General features: G+C 63.4%; 21 protein-coding genes. 13 read left to right on the forward strand and 8 right to left on the reverse strand.

The window, feature by feature from the left end; genetic code table 11:
- Window positions 1–408: 408 nt before the first annotated feature.
- Entirely contained in the window at window positions 409–2,214 is a 1,806-nt protein-coding gene (gene lepA, locus ACWGS9_RS06585; RefSeq protein WP_454504463.1) for a translation elongation factor 4, read from the reverse strand.
- 325 nt (window positions 2,215–2,539) lie between these two features.
- Here lepA and ACWGS9_RS06590 point away from each other — a divergent pair, with 325 nt between their 5' ends.
- The 5 genes from ACWGS9_RS06590 (at window position 2,540) to msrA (ending at window position 6,348) form a co-directional block, all read left to right on the forward strand.
- Window positions 2,540–3,643, forward strand: coding sequence for a TadE/TadG family type IV pilus assembly protein (locus tag ACWGS9_RS06590; protein WP_454504464.1), 1,104 nt, complete (start codon window positions 2,540–2,542; stop codon window positions 3,641–3,643).
- Between the two features lie 114 nt (window positions 3,644–3,757).
- A complete protein-coding gene (locus tag ACWGS9_RS06595) occupies window positions 3,758–4,120 on the forward strand; it encodes an endonuclease domain-containing protein (RefSeq protein WP_454504465.1) in 363 nt (120 codons plus the stop codon).
- A gap of 184 nt (window positions 4,121–4,304) precedes the next feature.
- Complete coding sequence (locus tag ACWGS9_RS06600; RefSeq protein ID WP_454504466.1) at window positions 4,305–5,003, forward strand: DUF1223 domain-containing protein; 699 nt, start codon at window positions 4,305–4,307, stop codon at window positions 5,001–5,003.
- Window positions 5,004–5,091: 88 nt separating this feature from the next.
- Complete coding sequence (locus ACWGS9_RS06605) at window positions 5,092–5,376, forward strand: hypothetical protein (protein WP_454504467.1); 285 nt, start codon at window positions 5,092–5,094, stop codon at window positions 5,374–5,376.
- A gap of 234 nt (window positions 5,377–5,610) precedes the next feature.
- The gene (gene msrA / locus ACWGS9_RS06610) at window positions 5,611–6,348 is read left to right on the forward strand and encodes a peptide-methionine (S)-S-oxide reductase MsrA (RefSeq protein WP_454504468.1); all 738 of its coding nucleotides are present in this window, start codon (window positions 5,611–5,613) and stop codon (window positions 6,346–6,348) included.
- Window positions 6,349–6,673: 325 nt separating this feature from the next.
- Here the strand turns inward: msrA and ACWGS9_RS06615 are convergent, their stop codons facing one another.
- On the reverse strand, window positions 6,674–6,967 hold the full coding sequence (locus tag ACWGS9_RS06615) for a hypothetical protein (RefSeq protein WP_454504469.1): 294 nt from the start codon (window positions 6,965–6,967) through the stop codon (window positions 6,674–6,676).
- On the opposite strand from ACWGS9_RS06615, the gene ACWGS9_RS06620 reads away from it, so the two are divergent.
- From ACWGS9_RS06620 to ACWGS9_RS06630, 3 genes are all read left to right on the forward strand, one after another.
- Window positions 6,954–8,657: a phospholipase D-like domain-containing protein gene (locus ACWGS9_RS06620; protein WP_454504470.1), complete on the forward strand. Its 1,704-nt coding sequence runs from the start codon at window positions 6,954–6,956 to the stop codon at window positions 8,655–8,657. The genes ACWGS9_RS06615 and ACWGS9_RS06620 overlap by 14 nt on opposite strands.
- 389 nt (window positions 8,658–9,046) lie before the next feature.
- Window positions 9,047–9,973, forward strand: a complete 927-nt coding sequence (locus tag ACWGS9_RS06625) for an ABC transporter ATP-binding protein (RefSeq protein ID WP_454504471.1) — start codon at window positions 9,047–9,049, stop codon at window positions 9,971–9,973.
- Window positions 9,974–9,987: 14 nt separating this feature from the next.
- Window positions 9,988–10,749 (forward strand): ABC transporter permease, encoded by a 762-nt coding sequence (locus ACWGS9_RS06630; protein ID WP_454504544.1) that lies wholly within the window; start codon window positions 9,988–9,990, stop codon window positions 10,747–10,749.
- Between the two features lie 170 nt (window positions 10,750–10,919).
- On the opposite strand, the gene ACWGS9_RS06635 is transcribed toward ACWGS9_RS06630, so the two are convergent.
- Entirely contained in the window at window positions 10,920–11,957 is a 1,038-nt protein-coding gene (locus tag ACWGS9_RS06635) for a phosphatidylglycerol lysyltransferase domain-containing protein (RefSeq protein ID WP_454504472.1), read from the reverse strand.
- A 617-nt stretch (window positions 11,958–12,574) separates the two neighbouring features.
- On the reverse strand, window positions 12,575–14,572 hold the full coding sequence (locus ACWGS9_RS06640) for a PhoX family protein (protein WP_454504473.1): 1,998 nt from the start codon (window positions 14,570–14,572) through the stop codon (window positions 12,575–12,577).
- Window positions 14,573–14,894: 322 nt separating this feature from the next.
- Here ACWGS9_RS06640 and ACWGS9_RS06645 point away from each other — a divergent pair, with 322 nt between their 5' ends.
- From ACWGS9_RS06645 to ACWGS9_RS06655, 3 genes are all read left to right on the forward strand, one after another.
- Window positions 14,895–15,233: a hypothetical protein gene (locus tag ACWGS9_RS06645; protein ID WP_454504474.1), complete on the forward strand. Its 339-nt coding sequence runs from the start codon at window positions 14,895–14,897 to the stop codon at window positions 15,231–15,233.
- Between the two features lie 13 nt (window positions 15,234–15,246).
- Entirely contained in the window at window positions 15,247–15,954 is a 708-nt protein-coding gene (locus ACWGS9_RS06650) for a phosphatase PAP2 family protein (protein WP_454504475.1), read from the forward strand.
- A gap of 78 nt (window positions 15,955–16,032) precedes the next feature.
- Entirely contained in the window at window positions 16,033–16,302 is a 270-nt protein-coding gene (locus ACWGS9_RS06655) for a helix-turn-helix domain-containing protein (protein ID WP_454504476.1), read from the forward strand.
- A 164-nt stretch (window positions 16,303–16,466) separates the two neighbouring features.
- Here ACWGS9_RS06655 and ACWGS9_RS06660 read toward each other — a convergent pair whose 3' ends face one another.
- Entirely contained in the window at window positions 16,467–17,324 is an 858-nt protein-coding gene (locus ACWGS9_RS06660) for an SMP-30/gluconolactonase/LRE family protein (protein ID WP_454504477.1), read from the reverse strand.
- Between the two features lie 113 nt (window positions 17,325–17,437).
- Between ACWGS9_RS06660 and ACWGS9_RS06665 the strand changes: the two genes are divergently transcribed.
- Together ACWGS9_RS06665 and ACWGS9_RS06670 are read left to right on the forward strand one after the other, a co-directional pair.
- The gene (locus ACWGS9_RS06665) at window positions 17,438–18,238 is read left to right on the forward strand and encodes a helix-turn-helix domain-containing protein (RefSeq protein ID WP_454504478.1); all 801 of its coding nucleotides are present in this window, start codon (window positions 17,438–17,440) and stop codon (window positions 18,236–18,238) included.
- 150 nt (window positions 18,239–18,388) lie between these two features.
- Window positions 18,389–19,765, forward strand: a complete 1,377-nt coding sequence (locus tag ACWGS9_RS06670) for an adenylate/guanylate cyclase domain-containing protein (RefSeq protein ID WP_454504479.1) — start codon at window positions 18,389–18,391, stop codon at window positions 19,763–19,765.
- Between the two features lie 87 nt (window positions 19,766–19,852).
- Here ACWGS9_RS06670 and ACWGS9_RS06675 read toward each other — a convergent pair whose 3' ends face one another.
- Genes ACWGS9_RS06675 through ACWGS9_RS06685 form a run of 3 tightly spaced genes read right to left on the reverse strand, consistent with a single transcriptional unit; the run spans window position 19,853 to window position 22,124 of the window.
- Window positions 19,853–20,680 carry a C40 family peptidase gene (locus ACWGS9_RS06675; protein WP_454504480.1) on the reverse strand — a complete coding sequence of 276 codons (828 nt, stop codon included), beginning with the start codon at window positions 20,678–20,680 and terminating at the stop codon, window positions 19,853–19,855.
- Window positions 20,681–20,721: 41 nt separating this feature from the next.
- A complete protein-coding gene (locus ACWGS9_RS06680; protein ID WP_454504481.1) occupies window positions 20,722–21,654 on the reverse strand; it encodes a CHAD domain-containing protein in 933 nt (310 codons plus the stop codon).
- On the reverse strand, window positions 21,651–22,124 hold the full coding sequence (locus ACWGS9_RS06685) for a CYTH domain-containing protein (RefSeq protein ID WP_454504545.1): 474 nt from the start codon (window positions 22,122–22,124) through the stop codon (window positions 21,651–21,653). Before ACWGS9_RS06685 ends, ACWGS9_RS06680 begins: the two co-directional genes overlap by 4 nt.
- Between the last annotated feature and the right edge of the window lie 76 nt (window positions 22,125–22,200).

The following is a 22,200-nucleotide window of genomic DNA, read 5'->3' on the forward strand; positions in this document are numbered from 1 at the left end:
AGATGGCGAATACGGGGCCTTAGCTTTGGAGAGCTTGCGGCCAAGGCAATACGCCAAGGCTAGGCCGCTTCAAGTTGCTAGGCGCGATGAACCCACGGTTCGGAATCCTGTTCAAATCAGACAAATTTTGATAACTGCTGGAGTTCCAATCCAAGTGGACTTTGACAACGCAATAGCTCTAAATTACGGAGTCTTTAGTCAACTTAAGGTACCTCGACATTATTACGCGCATCGAAACTTTGCTACTTTATTGGAATTGTTGAACGAGTTCGGCCCTCTGCGGCTAGGTCCGAATCGGGACCCGGACGAAATCCTTCATTTCCAACCAGGTGGTTCAGGAACACCCCAGTTTCTCGAGTGGGCCGCTGAAGTTCGAACGTTCTTCGACGTTGCCGTGCGTTAGCGCCCTCAATCCCCCATCTTCAGCGCCTGGATAAACGCCTCCTGCGGGATATCCACCTTCCCGAACTGGCGCATCCGCTTCTTGCCCTCTTTCTGCTTGTCGAGCAGCTTGCGCTTGCGGGTGACGTCGCCGCCGTAGCATTTGGCGGTGACGTCCTTGCGCAGCGCCGAGATGGTTTCGCGGGCGATGACCTTTCCGCCGATCGCGGCCTGGATCGGGATCTTGAACAGGTGGTGCGGGATCAGCTCCTTCAGCTTCTCGCACATGGCGCGGCCGCGCTTTTCGGCCGCCGTGCGGTGGACCAGCATGGACAGCGCGTCGACCGGCTCCTCGTTGACCAGGATCGACATCTTGACCAGGTCGCCCTCGCGATAGTCGGTCAGGTGATAGTCGAAGGAGGCGTAGCCCTTGGATATCGACTTGAGGCGGTCGTAGAAGTCGAAGACGACTTCGTTGAGCGGCAGGTCGTAGGTGAGCATGGCGCGTTTGCCGACATAGGAGAGGTCGGCCTGGATGCCGCGCCTGTCCTGGCAGAGCTTCAGGATGCCGCCGAGATAGTCGTCGGGCGTGAGAATGGTGGCGCGGATCCACGGCTCCTCGATCGAGGCGATCTTGACCACGTCGGGCATGTCGGCCGGGTTGTGCAGCTCCTTCACCGAGCCGTCATTGAGGTTCAGGCGGTAGACGACTGATGGAGCGGTGGCGATGAGGTCGAGGTTGAACTCGCGCTCCAGCCGCTCCTGGATGATCTCCAGATGCAACAGGCCGAGGAAGCCGCAGCGATAGCCGAAGCCGAGCGCGGCGGAGGTTTCCATTTCATAGGAGAAGGACGCGTCGTTGAGGCGCAGCTTGCCGACGGCGGCGCGCAGGTCCTCGAAATCGGCGGCGTCGACCGGGAACAGGCCGCAGAACACCACCGGCTGCGCCGGCTTGAAGCCGGGCAGCGCCTTTTGCGTCGGGCGGCGGTCCTCGGTTATGGTGTCGCCGACGCGGGTGTCGGCCACCTCCTTGATCGAACCGGTGAAGAAGCCGAACTCGCCCGGGCCGAGCTCATCGACATTGACGCGGGCCGGCTTGAACACGCCGGTGCGCTCGACGAGATATTTCGCGCCGGTGCCCATCATGCGGATGGTCTGGCCCTTCTTCAGCACGCCGTCGATGATGCGCACCAGCACGATGACGCCGAGATAGGCGTCGTACCAGCTATCGACCAGCATGGCCTTCAAGGGGGCGGAAATGTCGCCCTCGCGCGGCGGCGGCAGCTGGTGGACGATCGCCTCCAGCACGTCCGGCACGCCCAGCCCGGTCTTGGCCGAGATCATCACCGCGTTGGAGGCGTCGAGGCCGATCACCTCCTCCACCTGCTCGCGGATGCGCTCGGGCTCGGCCGCCGGCAGGTCGACCTTGTTCAGCACCACGACGATCTCGTGGTTGTTGTCGATGGCCTGGTAGACATTGGCCAAGGTCTGCGCCTCGACGCCCTGGCTGGCATCGACCACCAGCAGCGAGCCCTCGCAGGCGGCCAGCGAACGCGACACCTCATAGGCGAAGTCGACATGGCCGGGCGTGTCGATGAGGTTCAGGACATAGTCCTCGCCGTTCCTGGCGCGGTAGTTCAGCCGGACGGTCTGGGCCTTGATGGTGATGCCGCGCTCGCGCTCGATATCCATCGAGTCCAGCACCTGCTCCTTCATGTCGCGCTCCTCCAGCGCGCCGGTGAGCTGGATCAGCCGGTCGGCAAGCGTGGATTTGCCATGGTCGATATGGGCGACGATGGAGAAATTGCGGATGTGGTCGAGCGGGGTGGTCATGCGGCGCGCTTTAGCAGGGGCAGAGTTGAGGGGCAAGCGGCGCGCCTTTTTCCCTTCTCCCCGTTCACGGGGAGAAGGTGGATCGGCGCGATAGCGCCGAGACGGATGGGGGCGTTCCAGCGGAGTGAGACGTCTGCTTTCCCTGGAACACCCCTCATCCGGCCGCTGCGCGGCCACCTTCTCCCACAAGGGGAGAAGGAAAAGGCGCCCCTTCACGTCCCGCTCACGAAACATTCAAAGCGCTTAAACTTTCATGCACCGCTTTAGGGCATCTTTCGCCCCCGGATGGTAACCCGGCTCACCGCCGCGACGACGAAGGCCCGAAATGTCCAGTTCTGCCCGAAAGTTCAGCCCGGCCGGGGCGGCGATCAAATTCCTCGCGTGCCGCGACGGCTCGATGATGCCGATCATGGTGCTGATGACGATCCCGCTGGTGACGGCGATCGGCTTCTCGGTCGACTACACCTCGGCGGTGACGGCCCGCAGCGACATGCAGAACGCGCTCGACGCGGCGATCATCTCGATCACCACGCTGCCGACCACGACATCGCTGTCCGACCGCCAGACGGCGCTGCAGCAGGCCTATGTCGCCAATAGCGGGCAGGGGGCGGCGACGCTGACCGGCGTCAATGTCGATACGTTCGGCACGGCGACCTTCACCGCCGCGGCAAGCTACCCGATGCCGACCAATTTCATGCAGATCGCGCGGATCAACACGGTGCAGGTCGGCGTCGGCTCCTCGGTGCGCAAGACACCGGCGCTGGTGCAGACCACGTTCAAGGTGACGAAGGTGTCGGGCTACTGGGGCAAGACCATGTATCTCTACGGCACCAAATTCGGCGACACCACCGCCCAGAAGCTGATGGCGATCACCTACAGCTATAATGGCTATGGCGACCCGAAAGGTTACGGCACGACCACGGTCAGCACCGTCAACGGGTCCACGTCCACGACGGTGCAGACGCAGGTGTGCACCACCGGCACGTTGAAGAACCTACAGAAGAACCTGCCGTCCGGATCGGTCATCCAGACAGACCAGTACGGCACGACCTATTCCTGCGCCGATACGTTCTATCCCGCCAATGGCACGGGCGCGGTGATCGACGTCAGCCAGATGGACAAGCTTTATCTGCAGATGAAGGTGCCCTCAGGCAACCCGCAGACGCTGCAATCGAACGATCCGACCACCTCGAACCGGCTCTATATCGGCACCAGCGCCACCAACATGCCGGAGGTGGCGACCGGCCAGATCGTCGACATCTTCACCGCCGTGCCCTGCGGCCAGACCGGCTACCAGGCTTGGGAAGACGGCGGCAGCGCGGTGCCGACATCCGCGGCCATAGGCAGCAGCCAAGCCGACTTCTTCTACACCGTGCAAGGCAAATGCGACTACAACCAGCGCCCGTCGAAGACGGTGCTGACGCAGTAGGAGCGCTACGCGACGCTTTTCCTTCTCCCCTTGTGGGAGAAGGTGGATCGGCGCGCAGCGCCGAGACGGATGAGGGGTGCTGGACGGATCGGGGCGGCCGGCTAATCTAGCGCCATGCCGCATCAGCCGACCACCCAGGCCAAACGCAGCTTTGCCCGCACGCTCCGCCGTGAAATGACGGAAGCGGAGAACAAACTGTGGCAGGAACTGCGCGACCGCAGACTCGATCGGATCAAGTTTCGCCGGCAGGTGCCTATCGGAAAATACATTGCCGATTTCGCTTGCCTCCAAGCGCGCCTGATTGTCGAGCTTGATGGTAGCCAGCACGCGGACTCGGAATCGGATTTGGCTCGCGGAGCCGAGTTGAAGGCGAGAGGGTTTCGGGTATTGCGCTTTTGGAATGACGACGACATGGACGGCGTCCGCGATACGATCATCGCATATGTAAAGGATACCGACCTGCAGCCTTGGCGGTGACTAGGATCGACGTCGACGTCAAGCTGGAACACCCCTCATCCGTCTCGGCGCTGCGCGCCGATCCACCTTCTCCCACAAGGGGAGAAGGGAAAGTGCGCCTCAATCACAAACCGGTGAAGCTGTAACGAAGCCGTCCGCCGTAGCGAAATGGGAGCATGACCCGCCGCAACGGAGACTGCTTCCCATGACCGGATTGAAGACAAGGATCGGCAAAGCGCTGCTCGCCGGCGCGATGCTTGCCGCGACGATGGGCGCCGCTGCCGCACAGCCGCTCACCGTGGTCGAGCTGTTCACCAGCCAGGGCTGCTCCTCCTGCCCGCCGGCCAACGCCAATCTGATCAAGGTCAAGGATCAGCCGGGCGTGCTGGCGCTGTCTTTCAACGTCACCTACTGGGACTATCTCGGCTGGAAGGATACTTTCGGCCGCAAGGAATTCACCGACCGCCAGGTGACCTACGAACCGCCGCTCGGCCATGACGGGCCGTTCACGCCGCAGGTGGTGGTGAATGGCAGCCACGATGTGGTGGGCGCTGCGCCCGGCGAGATCCAGAGCCTGATCGCCAAGGGCGGCCGCACGCAAGGTCCGGACCTTTCGCTTGGGCAGGGCAAGGTCAGCATCGGCGCCGGCAAGGCGCCGGGCGGCGGCGCCGACATCTGGCTGGTGCGCTACAACCGGGGCGTCGTGGAGGTGCCGGTGGCGCGCGGCGAAAACACCGGACGCACACTGCCGCATGCCAATGTCGTGCATGCGCTCACAAAACTCGGCAGCTGGAACGGGCAAGCGACCACGCTGCCGCTGCCGGCGGCCAGCGGCGGGCTCAGCACCGCCGTGCTGGTGCAGGCGCCGCGCGGCGGGCCGATCCTGGCCGCGGCCGTCAACTGACTTTTCTTTCTCTTCGCGCGGGGCCGTGAAAAAGCGGCAACGCATAACCCGGCCCGCTTCCGCGCGCCAAACCCCAAGGAGACTATCCATGACCAAGTTCCTCACGCTGCCGGCGCTCGCCTTCGCGCTTTGCGCTTCCGTCTTCGTTGCCGGCGCCCGCGCCGACGACACGGCCAATGCCATGAAGCCGGCCAATGCGATGGCGACCGACGCCATGAAACCGGCGACGGACGCGATGAAGCCCGCCGATGCCATGAAGCCCGATGCGATGAGCACCCAGGCGATGAAGCCGGCCACGGATGCCATGAAGCCTGCCGACGCCATGAAGCCGGCAACGGACGCCATGAAGCCGGCGGACACCACCGCTCAGTAAGGGTGGGTCGAGCGCTGCCCCTCACCCGGCCTCCGCTTCGCTCGGCCGACCTCTCCCCGGTGGGGAGAGGAGACTTTCAGCGCCGGCGCTCTCTTCTCCCCTCGGGGAGAAGGTGGCCGCGAAGCGGCCGGATGAGGGGAGCGCCGTCGGCGGTTACACACCGCCGCACGGCAAAGTGAGAACCCCTTGGCGGCTTCATTCGTATATAGTGAAACAACAACAAGGAGACCCAACATGAACGGCATTGAAAAGAAAGCCGCGCGGCGGCCATTCCTTGCCAAGAGCGCGCTGGCGGCGCTGGTGCTCAGCGCGGCCGCGGCCGTCTTCTGGCAGAGCCCGGCCCGCTCGGCCGAGGATGCGGTGGTGATCCCGCCGCCGGCGATGGACGAAAAGGCGGCGAGCGGCAGCGAAAAGGCGATCTTCGCCGGCGGCTGCTTCTGGGGCGTGCAGGGCGTGTTCCAGCACGTCAAGGGCGTGAGCAAGGCGGTTTCGGGCTACACCGGCGGCAGCGCCGAAAACGCCGTCTATGAGGTGGTCGGTTCCGGCCGCACCGGGCATGCCGAATCGGTCGAGATCACCTACGATCCGTCGAAGGTCACCTACGGCCAGCTGCTGCAGGTCTATTTCTCGGTCGCGCACAATCCGACGCAGCTCAATTACCAGGGGCCGGATTCGGGCACGCAGTACCGCTCGACGATCTTCGCCGAGAATGACGAGCAGAAGAAGGTCGCCGAGAGCTACATCGCCCAGCTCGACAAGGCCAAGGTGTTCGGCAAGCCGATCGTCACCACGCTGGAAACCGGCAAGACCTTCTACCCGGCCGAGAATTACCATCAGGACTTCCTGACGCTGAACCCGACCTATCCCTATATCGTCTACAACGACCTGCCCAAGATCGAGAATTTGAAGTCGCTGTTCCCGCAGCTTTACAGCGAGAAGCCGGTGCTGGTGCTGGCCTCCAGCAAGAGCTGACGAGGGTGGCCTGTTCCCCGGCACAGGGATTTGGACCGTTGGGGTATGTGTCTGCGTTGGCGGAGGAGTTGCCTTGGCGATTGGCGGCCGCCGCCAGAACCTCGTCATTCCAGGGCGGAGCAGCCGCGAAGCGGCGTCGCGGAGACCCTGGAATCCATTCCGTGACGCTGAACAAAGAGCGCAGCGGAGCAGAATTCTGCACCGCAGCAGCGCTCATACGTCACGGAATGGATCCTCGGGTCTGCGCGCGTCGCTACGCTCCTTGCTCCGCCCGTGGATGACGAGGCCGGGCCGTTCCGGCCAATTCCCGGCGCTTGCACCGATTTCACGGAAAGGAACGGTGAAAATCCTGCCCGCCGACAAACGGCAACCTAACCATCCGCCCTTTGTTTTGCTGGCAAACAAACCGCAATGTGAAGCAGTTCATAGAATTATACTTGACGCTGCAAAACATTGACATCCGATCTTCTGCCGCCACATAATCATCGCCGTCACCCTTTCCAAATTCTGTTTCGGCTGATCCGGAGCCCTGCTTCCGGCGCCGAGAACTGTTGGCGGCATTGATGGGCCGGACATGCCGGTGCCGCATCGTGGAGGAACGATAGATGGCCATCGACATAAAAGTTTCCGTCTACACCAATGGCGACGACGCCTTCGTCGCCTGGGCGCCCAGCGAATTCATCGCGGGATGCCGGGGCTTCCTTCTGGAGCGTGGCCGCAAGGTCGGCGCGACCGAGAAGATCGAGCCGGTGGAGAACCGTGTCGGCTTCCCCAAGGACAAGCCGGTATCGGGCGACCACAGGCCGTCCGACGTGTGGCCTTTCCAGCGCTTCAACTGGACCGACCATGCCGCCGATGTCGGCAATGTCGTGCGCTACCGGGTGACGGCGATGATGAGCGCCGGCCCCGGCAAGCCGCTGACCAAGGGCGTGTCGAGCGACTGGACGGACTGGAAGACGCTCGCCACCGACGCCGGCGGCGGCTTTTCCTGCTACTTCAACCGCGGCCTGGTGTTGTCGCAATTCGTTGCCCGCTACATGGCCAGGAACAAGCTCTCGCCCGCGGCCTTCAAGAAGAGCCTGCAGACCAATGGCGACGCCAAGTTCCGCGCTTTCCTCGAGGGCGATCTCGGGCTGCGCATGGTCGGGCTGACGCAGGTTGCCGGCGACGAATTGCATGCCGCGCTCTACGAGCTCGGCGACGCCACGCTGGAGACGGCGCTGATCGGGCTTGGGCCGCGGCTCCATCTCATCCTCGCCAACGGCTCCGACACAAGCGGCGACGGCAACCAGGACGCGCGCAAGAACCTCAACGACCACGGCATTGCGACCATCGACCGGATGCTGAAATCGAAAGGTCTCGGCCACAACAAGTTCGTCGTCGTTTCGGAAGCCGGCGAGCCGAAGATGGTGTGGACGGGCAGCACCAACTGGAGCACGACCGGCCTGTGCACGCAGGTCAACAACGGCCTTCTGATCGAGGACGCGGCGGTCGCGGAGCATTACCGCAAGCACTGGGACCTGTTGAAGGACGCCTCGCCGCCGAAGACCGACCCGGCCAATTTCACGCCGGCGCTGATGGCCGACAACGACGCGCCCAAAACCTTCTCAGTCGGAACGGCCAAGGCGACCGTGTGGTTCACCCGCACGTCGAACGGCGCCGACATGGCGGCGCTGCGCGAGGTCATCACCTCGGCCAGGCAGGCGGTGCTTTTCCTGATGTTCACGCCGGGCAAGCAGGGGCTGCACACGCTGGCCGGGCAGCGCGCCAGGGAAAAGGGCATGTATGTGCGCGGCGTGGTCTCGACGCTCAGCGCGGACGAGGGCGGCACCGAACAGAATTTCCTCGACATCGACCTGGTGAGCAGCGACCGGACATTCACGCCGGACCGCTATGCGGTGGCGCAGCCGCAGGGCCTCGACGCGCCGCTCGGGCCGTGGATCGCCGAGGTCAACCGGCGCACCTTCCTGTCGCAGATCGGCCACGCCATCGTGCACTCGAAGATCCTGGTGACCGACCCCCATTCGAACGACTGCGTGGTGGTGACCGGCAGCCACAATTTCTCGGCGCCGGCGAGCGAGAAGAACGACGAGAACCTGGTGATCATCCGCGGCCACAGGAAGCTCGCCGCCGCCTATGCCACCTACGCGATGTCGGTCTACAGCCACTACCGCTACCGCTCCTACATCCGCGAGATGCAGGCGCAGGGCAAGACGCCATGGAGCTATCTGGACGACGACGACACATGGCTGAAGACGGAGCTCGGGACCAAGGCGCAGGAGATCGCGTTCTGGACCGAGCAAGGTTAAGGCCTTCTCCCCGTTTCACGGGGAGAAGGTGTCACGAAGTGACGGATGAGGGGCAGCGCAGGCGTTTGTGATATAGGCATCTCCCGAAAAGCGCACCGTATCGCTTTGCTTGCCAAGTTAGCGTCGCCCCTCATTGCCCTGCCCATCCTTCGCTGCAGCTGAGCTGCAGCTACGGAGGGTGGACCGGGCATTTCTCCCCGTAAACGGGGAGAAAGAAGCAGGCGCCGGCGCCGGCGCTCCAGTCGCCGCGGACGGTATAACTGGTCTGGCAGGACCGTCAGTTGGGATGTCACTGTCCAGAGCTGTCAGGAGCGGCATCGATTAACGGTTTGCATAAAACGGCAACCGACCTATATCAGGTCACAATTTCCAGCCGGCCGTATTTCAGCATGTCATCCATCATCTCGATCTCCGGTGTCACGAAAACCTATGCCACCGGCTTCAAGGCGCTGAAGGAAATCAATCTCGACATAGAGCGGGGCGAGATCTTCGCGCTGCTCGGCCCCAACGGCGCCGGCAAGACGACGCTGATCTCGATCGTCTGCGGCATCGTCAACCGCTCGTCGGGCAGCGTCAGCGTCGACGGCCACGACATCGGCAAGGACTATCGCGCGGCGCGCAGCCTGATCGGGCTGGTGCCGCAGGAACTGACCATCGATGCCTTCGAGACGGTCTGGGCGACGGTGAATTACAGCCGCGGCCTGTTCGGCAAGGCGCCCAACCAGGATTTCGTCGAGAAGGTGCTGCGCGACCTCTCGTTGTGGGAAAAGAAGGATTCGAAAGCGATCACGCTGTCCGGCGGCATGAAACGCCGGCTGATGATCGCCAAGGCGCTGTCGCATGAGCCGCGCGTGCTGTTCCTCGACGAACCGACGGCCGGCGTCGACGTGGAACTGCGCCAGGACATGTGGGCGATGGTGCGGCGGCTGCGCGAAGACGGCGTCACCATCATCCTCACCACGCATTACATCGAGGAAGCCGAGGCGATGGCCGATCGCGTCGGCGTCATCAACCGCGGCGAGATCATCCTGGTCGAGGGCAAGGCCGAGCTGATGCGCAAGCTTGGCCGCAAGCAGATGAAGCTGGAGCTGCGGGCGCCGCTTTCGGCTGTTCCGGACGGCCTGTCGCGCTACGCGCTGGAGCTGTCCACGGACGGCAGCCAGCTCACCTACACCTACGACAACCAGAGCGACCGGCCGGGCGTCGCCTCGCTGATCCGCGACCTCGAGGCGGCCGGTATCCAGTTCCGCGATCTCGACACCAAGAACAGCTCGCTCGAAGAGATCTTCGTCAATCTTTTGAGGCAAGAGCCATGAACCCTCGCGCGGCCATGAATCTTCGTGCGGTGTGGGCGATCTACCGGGTGGAGATGGCGCGTGCCTTCCGCACGGTGCTGCAGAGCATCATCTCGCCGGTCATCTCGACATCGCTTTATTTCGTCGTCTTCGGCTCGGCCATCGGCTCGCGCATCACCGAAATCGACGGCATCAGCTACGGCGCCTTCATCGTGCCCGGCCTGATGATGCTGTCGCTGTTGACGCAATCGATCTCGAACGCCTCCTTCGCCATCTATTTCCCGAAATTCGTCGGCTCGATCTACGAGCTCCTGTCGGCGCCGGTGTCCTATCTGGAGATCATCATCGCCTATGTCGGCGGTGCGGCGACAAAATCGATCATACTCGGCCTGATCATCCTAGGCACAGCGGCATTGTTCGTGCCGCTGAGGATCGAGCATCCGTTCTGGATGATCGCCTTCCTGGTGCTGACGGCGGTGACCTTCAGCCTGTTCGGCTTCATCATCGGCATCTGGGCGAAAACCTTCGAGCAGCTGCAGCTGGTGCCGCTCTTGATCGTCACGCCGCTCACCTTCCTCGGCGGCAGCTTCTATTCGATCCACATGCTGCCCGGCATCTGGAAGACGATCACGCTGTTCAACCCGGTCGTCTATCTGATCAGCGGGTTCCGCTGGAGCTTCTACGGCAAGGCCGACGTTTCGGTCGGCGTCAGCCTCGGCATGACGCTGGTGTTTTTGGGCGTCTGCATCGCGATCGTGGCCTGGATCTTCAAGACGGGATACAGGTTGAGGAATTGACATTCGCTGTACCGCACTTGGGCGCCCGCAAGGCTTAGAAAATTAGCCCCGACGCCTGTCCCGTCACGGCATGGATCCTCGGGTCTGCGCTGCGTCGCTTCGCTCCTTGCTTCGCCCGTGGATGACGAAGCTGCGAGGTTTCGGCCAATCGCGAAACCCGCCAGCCTCCTTCAGATCGCCTTGATCAAACGCAGCAGCCCTAGCATCTCCACGAAGGTCCCCTTGCGGAACGCGATATAGGTCGGCTCCTCGACACCGTGGAAGCGGCGCTTGAAGGCTGCCTGGCCCTGCAGATTGAAGCGCGAGCGGTTGACCCAGGGCGACTGGTAGGCGCGCTGGAAGGCGCCGCGCCAGAAATCCGACTCGGCAAAGCCGCTCGGCTCGATATCGACCATCGGCGACAAACCCAGTGTCACCACCGAGATGCCTTCCTCGCGGAAGCGGTCGACGGCGAATTTGGTCAGTCCGATCTCGGCATGCGGCGTGGCGCCGATCTGCTTGCGCTTGAAGGCCGTGGTGTAGCCGATGAGCTTGCCGTCGCTGAACATCGGATCGAAATCGAGGATGGCGGTAAGCTCGCCCTCGGGGCTGTGCAGGACGAAGCGGCGCATGTCGGTGCCGAGATGGTCGGCGAAGCGGCGGTTGAGGAAGCCCATCTCCCAGCGTTTGACGATACGCTCGCCGCGCCAATTGTCGGAAAGCCGCCCGACCTCGTCGAGCAGCATGTTGTCCTTGTCCTCGGCGAGCGTGAAGCCTTTCCTGGTCAGCCAGCGCTCGGAATAGCGCACGGTCTCGTTGCGCTTGCCGGAAAAATCATGCGCCGGCAGCAGCAGGCTGGTGTCGATGCCGAGGCGATTGACCTGATAACCGAGCCCAGCCAGCACCTTGGCCGTGGCGGCGCCGACCTGGACGAACCAGGGGCCGCCGGCGGCCTCGACGAAGCGCTTGATGTAGGCCGGGCGATCCGCCGGATCGACCACCGGATCGCCGAGCGCGAAATGGTGCCTCATCTTGGTGCCGAAGGCGATATAACCGTCGGCATCGCCGAAATAGGACAGTTTCTGCTGCACGGCCGTCGAATAGGCGAGCGAGAAATCGCCATGCCGGCGCATCAGCGCCAGGCGCTCGAGATGCGTCAGCTCGCGCCGCGGAACCTTGGGCGCCGCGCCGTCGAGAAGCCTGTCGAAATAGATGCGCAGGGGCGCCATGAGCTCCGCGTGCCGGTGGATGGGAGGACCCTCAGCCCAGCGCGACCGCTGTGGAGGCCCGAATCGCGGACGCGACCGAATTGCCGCCCACGTCGCGCCAGCGCGATATAGGATGCAATTGGCGGCGAATGAAGGGCAAATGTCCGAAAGCGCCCGCTGTCGCCCATCGCGGCCGGAACGGTCTCGCGGATATCGAGAAGCAGGATGAACATGGCCGTGGTTGAACGGGCGGGATAGTTGGACCCGGGAGATTGGCTCGAAGGCGCCGTGACTTCGTCATCCACGGGCGGAGCGGGAGCGAAGGGACGCGTGGGCCCGAGGATCAATGCCGGGGCTCTGAGGCGCTGCAGCGGTCCGGAATTCTGCTCCGCTGCACCCTACGACCAAGGTAACGGCGTGGACCCCAGGGCCTCGCGACGGAGCTTCGCTCCTGCTTCGCCCTGGGATGACGACGCTGGGGAGGCTCCGCTAATCCCCAACGTCTGTGATGGTTCTTTCGACCGACGCGCCTTCGTTAAAGCGCGTCGCGCTGAAACGGATTCAGGCGACGCGCTTTAAGTCCTTGTTTTTATGCATGTCGTTGTCCCAGAACCGCGTACACTTCTGGGCGACATGCATTAGACCGCGATCTTGCCGCCGCCCTGTTTCGTAATGGCGACGACGGACGGACGCACCGGCATATCCGGCTTGAAGTCCGGCCAGCGGGTCGACAGATCCTCGTAATAGGAAGGCCGGCCAAAACCTTCCCAGTCCTCGCCGCCATCGCCCGGATGCTGCACGGCGACAAAGGCGGTCTGGTCATCCGGCGCGAACAGCGGGCCGCACATTTCGGCGCCGATCGGCACGCGGAAGAACAGTTTTGAGGTCGCCCGCGCGGCCCCTTCCGTGTCGACGGCCCACAGACCGTCGGTGCGGCCGGTGGCTTTCGGGCCCTGGCCGTCGGTGGCGACCCACAGGCGACCGGCAGAATCCACGGCGCAGTTGTCGGGCATGCCGAACCAGCCATTGGCGGTGGTCGCGGTCGAGAAGGTGGCGCCGACATCGGCAACGGAAGGATCGCCGCATTTCAACAGCACTTCCCACTTGCCCCTGGTGGCGGCGAAATCACCGCCGTCCTCGACGATCTCGATGATATGGCCGAAGGCATTTTTGGCGCGCGGGTTGGCGGCGTCGACCTGCTCGGCCTTGCGCTTCGAATTGTTGGTCAGCATGACATAGACCTTGCCGTTGCCGGCATTGGGCTGGATGTCTTCGGGGCGGTCCATCTTGGTGGCGCCGAGCAGGTCGGCGGCGCGCCGTGTCTCGATCAGCACGTCGGCCTGAGAAGCAAAACCGTTCTCCGCAGTCAGCGGACCCTCTCCGAACACGATCGGCATCCATTCGACCGAACCGTCCTCGGCGAACTTGGCCACATGCAGCGTGCCGTCGTCGAGCAGGTCCATGTTGGCCGCGCGGTCATCGGGATTGAACTTGCCGGCGGTGACGAATTTGTAGACATAGTCGAAACGCTCGTCGTCGCCGAGATAGAAGACGACGCGGCCGTCCTTGGCGACGATCGATTCGGCGCCCTCATGCTTGAAGCGGCCCATGGCGGTGCGCTTCCTCGGCACCGAGTTCGGGTCGTTGACGTCGACCTCGACGATCCAGCCGAAACGGTTCGGCTCGTTCGGCTCCTTGGCGAGGTTGAAGCGGTCGTAATGCGCGCTCCATTCATAGGCGCCTTCCGGGATGCCGAGACGCTTGTAATTGGCGGCTTCCTTGTGGCCCTCCGGCAGCTCGCCCGAGAAATAGCCGTGGATGTTCTCCTCGGCCATCACATAGGTGCCCCAGGGCGTGACGCCGCCGGCGCAGTTGTTGACGGTGCCGATGACCTTGGCGCCGGACGGATCGGCATTGGTCTTGACACGGTCATGGCCGGCGACCGGGCCGGAAAGCGCCATTTCGGTGTTGGAGGTGATGCGGCGGTTGAGCTGGCCGTCGCGCACCACCTGCCATTTGCCGTCTTGCTTGCGGATCTCGACGATGGTGCCGCCATGCGCGGCCATCTCGACATCGACCTGCTCCTTGCTCAGCGGTGCGACCTCGGCGGCCTTCTTGCCATCTTTCTCGACGACCTTGACGATGCCGGGGAACATCAGATGCGGGTCGGTGTATTCGTGGTTGACGACCAGGAGGCCATGCTCGGCGGAGCCGTCGATCGGGATAAAGCCGACATAATCGTTGTTGTAGCCGAACTGTTTTGCCTGGGCCTCGGCCGACTGTTTTGCCGGATCGAATTCCGGCGAATCGGCAAAGAGCGGGTCGCCCCAGCGCAGCAGCACGTCGGCATCATAGCCCGGCGCGACATGATGCTTGTCGTCGATGCCGGCCTCGAGCTCGTCGAATTTGAAAGCGGAGCCTTCGGCGGCGCGCGCCTCGTCGGCGGCGACCAGCGCCAGCGGGCTGACGGTGGCGGCGATGGCCGAGACGGCCAGCGAGCCCATGAGAAAACCGCGGCGCGAGAAACGCGCGGCGATGATCTCGCCCATGGTGCGGTTGTCGGTCGGGTTGACGGGCGGCCCGTCATTTTCCTCGAGCTGGCTGGTGCGGAAGCGGGTCTCAGGGGTCACGGTCATGGGCTGTTCCTCTGGCTTCTTGAGGTGGCTTGAGTTTTTGACCTTTCGACCCCTAAAGCACCCCGATCACATTTTCGTGACATCGCCGTGATCAAATTGCAATAGTTGTTTGCCGGCTGATGAGTTTGCCTTGGTTTCGGATGCGCCATCCGTGATCGAGCGGCGTCCAGTCCCCGGGTCACAGCGGCGACCTTTACGACAACCCTGCTTCGATCCCTTGTGAGCGCGCACGGCCCGCCGCAATCAGCTTGACGGCTTCACCCGCTTGCGAAACAAGGGCTGCGGCCTGCGTGGCGACGGCGCTTCAAATGGGGACGGCAAGGTGAGTTTCTGGGGACTGGCGCAGCTTGGCGCCTCGACGGTGATGTTCCTGCTGGCGGCAGCGGCGGCCAAGCAATGGGGGCTGGCGCCGAGCCTCGGCAAAATGCTTTTGACGCTCGCGCTCTATTCCGCCGGCAATCTGATCATGCTGAGGCTCGTGCGCGAGTTCGGCATGTCGGTGTCGTTCAGCCTGTCGGCAGTGATCCAGCTGGTCTCGGTCAATGTCGTGGCGATCGCTTTCTTCGGCGAACGGCTCAATACGCTTCAGGCGACCGGCATGGTCTTGGCGATCGCCGCCGTCGCGCTGATCACGCTTGGGCCCTATATGCAGAAGCTCTAACCCCGGGTCTTTGATGAAGCCATCCGTCGGCGCATTGCTTACCAAGATCGAATTCCCCCTGCTTCTGGCCGGGCTGGTGATCGCCGGCGGGCTGTGGGGTTTTGTGGAATCGATGGAGGCCGCGCGCGCGACAACGCCCCACACCTTCGATACCGAAATCCTGCTTGCCTTCCGCCATGTCGGGCAGCCGGACAGCCCGATCGGCCCGGCCTGGCTGCAGGGTGCTGTTCGCGATGTCACCGCCCTCGGCAGCTCCGCCGTGCTGGTGCTGATCACGACGGCGACGATCATCTACCTGCTTTTGATCCGCAGGCCGGGGACGGCGCTGTTCGTATTCGCCGCCATAGCCGGCGGGCAAGTGCTTTCCAGTCTGCTCAAGCTCGAGGTCGACCGGCCGCGGCCCGATCTCGTCTCGCATCTGGTCAACGAGACGTCGCTGTCCTTTCCAAGCGGGCACGCCATGCTGTCGGCGGTGACTTATCTCACGCTCGGCACGCTCGCCGCGCGCTTCCTTCCGGATCGCAGGACGAAGATCTTCGTGCTTTGCCTTGCCGTGCTGATCACCGTGCTGGTCGGCACCAGCCGCGTCTATCTCGGCGTGCATTGGCCGTCCGACGTGCTTGCCGGCTGGTGCGCGGGCTTTGCCTGGGCCATGCTGTGCTGGCTTGCGGCACGCCTGCTGCAGCGACGCAAAATGGTGGCCGACAGTGACGATGTTTAATGCATGCAAAATGATGCTTGAGACATTGTAATATTTACAATATGCATCTTTTATAGATTCAGAGATGGATTCCGGCCGATGATCACTGCCGCACAGATGCGCGCCGCGCGGGCGTTGACCGGCATCGACCAGAAGACGCTCGCCGAGCGAGCCGGAGTCTCGCTGCCGACGATCCAGCGCATGGAAGCAAGCGCCGGGGTCGTCAGGGGCGTGGTCGACACGCTGATGAAGGTCATCCAGGCGCTCGAAGAGGTCGGCGTGGAGCTGATCGGCGAGAACCAGGCCAGCGAGCGCGGCGGCAGGGGTGTGCGGCTCAAGATCACCGCGGCGCAGAACCCGCAAGGCTGAGCCGCCAAGCCGCCCGCAATCCAGACAAGCTGGCAGGGATCGGACTGACGCAATGAGCGGCTCGCGTCGGGCCGAGGTGGCTTCAGAATGCCACTGCAGTGCATGAATCCGAAACGTCGGCGGGACAGCGCCAGCGTTTCAAGGCTTCTCCACCGCCGCATGGCTCATTCCAGCGATAGTGCCACGATCTCGCCTTCGCCCATCAGCGGCACGAAGATCTTTTCGCCGTCGGTGCCGATGTCGGCGCTGCCCGGCTTGAACTGCGCAATAGCTGTCGGCGCGCCGCCAGGCTTGTAGCTGTAAAGCGTGCCGGTCATGTAGGCGGTGGCGTAGATGGTGTCACGAATGGCGATGACCCCGTCGAGGTCGGCGAATTCTTGAGCGCCCGGCAGCGGTGTGATTTTCTTCGTGGCGAGGTCGACCGACAGCAGGCCGCCCGGCTCCGCCGTGCTGAAATCGGGCTTGATGCCCTTGCCCCAGGAGGCGACGATCAGCCTGCCGCCATCGGCGAACACACCATTGGGCGAGGCCAGCAGCGCATCCTTGACGAACAGTTCCGGCTTGTCGCCGTCGATGCGGTAGATCGCGTCGGCCAGCATGTCGCTGACGTAGACCTTGCCCGCGCTGTCCTGCGTCATGTCGTTGAGAAACACGGCGCCCGGCACCTCGATGGTGGCGACCAGTTTCCCACTGGCGAGATCGACGACGCGCACCTTGGTGATGTCGGCGGCGTAGAGCTTGCCAGCGGAAATCGCCATGCCCTTGGGCGCGTCCATGCCGTCCACCCAGTGGCGGGCGATAACCTTGCCGTCCATCGACAGAAGCGACAAATAGCCGTTGCCGTCCACGGCGCCGGGACTGCCGACGATATTGGAGACGACGATGCGGTTGTGGGCGGCATCGACAAGGGCGGATTCCGGCTGCTCGAAGCCGGAGGCGCGCCAGAGTTCGCCGGCCTGCGCGGCAGATACAGCGGCAGCGGCGATGGCGGCGAAGGCGGTTGAGGCGATCAGATGTTTCATGGGTGCTCTCCTGTGATGACGGCGGAGAGCTAGTGTTTTCGATACTTTCCTGGAAGTCAGAACAAAGCTAGTATCGCCATTCAATACGAATTCGCACGAATGAGGCGCAGTCCATGAACGGTCCGATCTTCGAGGCGCTGAAACGGACGCTCAAGGCCAAGGGCCTGACCTATCGCACGCTGGCCGAGCGCGTGGGCATTTCCGAGCCGACGGTGAAGCGCATCTTCCATGAGCGCAACTGCAAGCTGGACCGGCTGATGGAGATCTGCGCCGCGGTGGATGTCGAGCTGGAGAACGTGCTCGGCGCGATGAACCGGGGGCCTGGTCCGGCCAACCGCGTCGCGCCGGAAATCGAGCGCAGGCTGGCGGCGCGGCCGGCGCTGCTCTTCGTCTTCATCATGCTGTCGGAGAAATTCACGGCCGAAGGCATCATGCGCTCGCAAGGCCTGAGCGAAGCTTCGATGTTCCTCTATCTGCGCGACCTCGAGGAACTCGGGCTGGTGGCGCTGGGGCGCGGGCTGTCGGCAAAATTGCTCGTCGACACGCCGATCCAGTGGGATTTCGAGGGGCCGCTGAAGCCGCATTTCGAAATGACCAACAAGAACTTCATCGGCTGGGCGATCGGCCATATGGAACAGGCCGCGACCTTCATCAGCTTTTCCAGGCGGATGCGGCCGGAAACGGCGGAAATGCTGCGACGCGAGGCCCAGGAACTCGCCGAACGCGCCAGGCTGCTTGCCCATCACGACCAGCACACCACGCCGGAGGACCAGCTCACCGGCTACAAATGGACCTTTGCCTTCGGGGCGACGCCGTTTCCGGCGATCATGCCGATCGGGCCGCACCCGCGCGATGCCGGGGCGGCCGACCGACGCGCCGCTCCTGCAAAGGGACGTCGTCCTTTGCCGGCCTGACACGGCCAAATCGTTGCATCTGGCGGCTGAGCTTGTCGCGCACCACTCCGACGGCGCTGAGTCATGATAGAGTTCGTGCACTGATCCCCAGATTGTAGCGGGCGGGTTTGCCGAATGCGTGACACGTCCCCGTCAAATCGAAGTGACCTTATGCCGACCGCGCCAACACTTGAACTTCGCCGCTATTCGCGCCTGAAAAATTTGCGGGAGCGCGCAGAACGCCAGGGTGCTGGATTGCAGTTCTGGGCGCGTACGGCATCGCTCGCCGTGATCTCCTGCTTCTTTTCATTGATCAGTCGCTGGGATGCCTCGCTGCTCTTCGTGCTGGCGGGCCTCGTGCTGTTCCAACTCGTCGGCCTGATCCAGTTTCTCTTTGCGCGCCGTCGCACGGCGCCATGGTGGATCGGTTACCTCGTCGGTACGCTGGACATCATTCTGTTGACCGTTCTGCTGGTGACGCCCAACCCGTTTTCGCTGGAGGTCGCGCCGGCCGCGATGCAACTGCGCGAGGGCAGCTTCAAATTCCTGCTGATTTTCGTATGCCTTGGCGCGCTGACCCTTTCGACACGATTGGCGCTCTATCTCGGCGCGCTCGCGGCCTTGACGTGGGCGATCGGGGTGGGATGGGTGATTTTTCACCCGGGAACCGTCATTCCGGCGACAAACCTCTATTCGCTGCCGATGACGGAGCGACTGAACCTCTATCTCAACCCCAACTTCGTCGATACATTCGCGCAGGCGACCAACATGTTGGTTGTGTTGATTATCGGCGCGATCATGGCGTTGGTCGTCTATCGTTCCCGACACCTGTCGGAAGACTATGTCAAGGCAGAGCGCGCCCGCGCCAATCTCGCCCGGCATTTTTCGCCCAATGTGGTCGACCAGCTCGCCACGGATGACGAGCCCTTCGGCCCGGTCCGCCGGCAGGATATCGCGGTGCTGTTCGCCGACATCGTAGGCTTCACACACTATTCCGAGGATCATCCGGCCGAAGCAGTGTTCGAACTTCTGCGTCAGTTCCACCGTCGCATGGAGCAGGTCGTTTTCGACCACCATGGCACCGTCGATAACTATATCGGCGATTGCATCATGGCGACATTCGGGGTTCCGCAAACCAGCCATGACGACGCCACTCGCGCCATCCAGTGCGCTGAAGCGATGGTCGCCGCTCTCGAAGCATGGAATGTGCAGCGTGTGTCCAGGGGGTACCCGCCCCTGGACGTTCGGATCGGTGCACAATATGGCGCAGTCGTCATCGGCGCGGTCGGCAGCGAGCGCAATCTGTCCTTCGCGGTGGTGGGTGACACCGTCAATGTCGCCAGCCGTTTGCAGTCGCTCTGCCGCGAGCTTCAGGCGAATATTTGCTTTGGGTCACGACTGATTGAGGCCGCAAAGGCGGAATCGCCCACGACACAGTTGAATGCGCGCGATCATGGGCCGGTGAGTATCCGCGGCCGGGACGAACCGGTCCATGTCTGGGTCGAGCACAGAGCCGAAGACCAAGGCGCTATTGCGGTTTCGGCGTGATACAGGCCGCCATGCGAAACGCCCGCACCTCGGCCGGATAGCGGTCGGCCGCGCCACACGGCGTGTCCTGACCCAGGCCGAAAGCCATCACGTGTCTGAGGCGATTGCTCCAGCCTTTGCGGCTGCGGCGTCTTCGCTTGCCTTGTCTTCCCAGGTCACCGCCCGGTAGTCGAAACCATACTCCAGCGTCGGCTTGACGATGCGGAAATAGGGCGACAGGTCGAAGTCGCGTGGCGTGTACAGCGAGTGGTGGCGGATGTGCAGGATTTCCCGTCGCATATAGTTCGACTGCGCCGAGGCGCGACCGGGCGCACGGGCGATCTCGGGCAGGATCGGATAGCGGACCTGGCCATAGGCTTCGGCGATCAGCGTAGAGCAGATTGCCCTCGTCGGATCGCCGGAGCCGAATGCCAGCATCCGGCGGCGCCAGCGCACCGGCACCGGCGGCGCCGGGAGGAAAAACCGCAGCATGTCGAAAATGTTCTTGAGGTCGTATCTCAGGCCGAGCTTGCCGATCATGAAGGTAACGACCTTGTCGCGATCCTCGGGAGTCAGCCCGCTCGCCCGGCAGATGCGTGTATTGTAGGTGCGGTAGCGCGAGAGCGGTACGGCGACGCAACCTTCGCCGAGCGTGACCTCGATCAGGCGTGGCCGCTCCGAACCGTCATCGGGCTGCGGCAAGGCATCACCGACATAGAAGGCCGCATGCGACCAGGTCGACTGGGTGAGATACTTGATCACCGCCGATATTTTTTGGTTGCCTTCGATGAGCAGGATATCGCCGGGTTGTAGGGTACGGCGCAGTGTTTCGGCATCGGATGGCGTATAGGGCTCATAGCCCGAAGATTCATCCTGCAGCCGGCCGGCGAGCCAGCGGCCAAGTCGATCCAGAAGGGTGTCGGCCGGCGCAGTCATGCCAGACGCCGATTAGCACAGGCCCGCCACTTAGGCCATGATCAGGCCGCTTTTGCTTCTTCCTGGGGTCCGGCGAGATCGTCGCGCGCTTTGCGGGCAAGTTTTTTGGCCGAGCGCTTGGGGCTGTCGCCGAACAGGTCGGCGGCATCGGCCAGGCAGGCCTTGGCCAGGCTCTTTTCGGAACGCTTCAACAGCTTGCTCAGAAGCCTGGTCTCGTCGGCGGGGCCGAGCGGCTCGCCTTCGGCGGCGAGCAGCGCGCGCATGACGAAGACGTCGTGCAATTCGCCGAGCTGTTCGCCGAGCTTGTCGACCGCCTTGCGGCGCGCCTTGATCGGCGTCGGCCACAGGCGGCCGAGCAACGACAGATGCATGGAATGCGTCTTGGTTGCCTTGCGCAGGTCGTGAAAATCGTCGCCCTGGCCGCGCGACTCTGCCTTGTCCAGCGCTTTTTTGGCCCGCCGCAGCGTGGCGCGGGCGCCGTCGGCCAGGATGTCGGCGGCCTGCTCCGGCTGATCGGGCAGAGCCAGCCGGTCGATGCGCTCCAGGCCCTCCCGGCAAGCGGCTATTGCCGCATTGATGGCGGCGTCGAGCCCAGGACCGGCATGGAGTTCATGCTGGCGCAGCACCAGCCGCTCGCGCACGGGATCGAGACCGTCGCCGGCCGATTGCTCCGGAAAGGCGTCGGCCAGACGGTCGACGGTTTCGATCAGCGCGGTCGCCTCGCGCGGGCCGGCGAGCAGCGCCGACACCTGCTTATAGCATTCGTTCTCGGTCTGGCAGAACGGTTCGTCCCCGGAACGAACCAGGCGCAGCAAGGCGCGCACGCCTTTCAGCCGCTTGCGGCATTTGTGCAGCCCCTGCTCCGGCTTCTCGCGCGCCGTCTCGAGGTGGCCGATTGCCTTGCCGATCTCGTCGGTCAATATGCGCCTGACCTCGCCGGTCAGCGGCAAGCGCGGATCGATGCGGAAGCTCATGCGGCGATCTCCGGAATCCCCCCGAGGGCCAGCGACGCGTTGTAGAAGCTCGACTCGCCGGTGACCTCGCGACCGAGCCAATCGGGCAGCATTTCGTCAGATACGTCCTCCGGCGTCTCCAGCTCCGCGATCACCAACCCCGCGAGCTTTCCGCCGAAAACATCGACTTCATAGAGATAGCCGCGGTGTCTAACATGGTGGCGTGTCTTCTCGATGACACGTCCGACGGCAAACGCCATCAACTCCTCGGCCTCGGCGAGGGGGATCGAATATTCGAATTCGTCACGCTCGCGCGCCCTGTCGCCGAACTTCAGCGTCAGATTGGCTGAGCGGCCATCGCAGATGCGCACGCGCACCGTGCGGCCGGGCTGGGCTGCGACATAGAACTGACGAATGCGGATCTCCGCCTCGACCTCTTCGAGCCAGGCGGGACTGGAGACCAGGAACTTACGCTCGATTTCCTTGCCCATGGCCACGCACTAAAGCCTGCGAGGGTCGAGAAGGCAAGCCGAGTCGGGTGTCAAATTTGACTTTAATCAATCGATT

Source organism: Mesorhizobium sp. Arg314, from assembly GCF_053714275.1.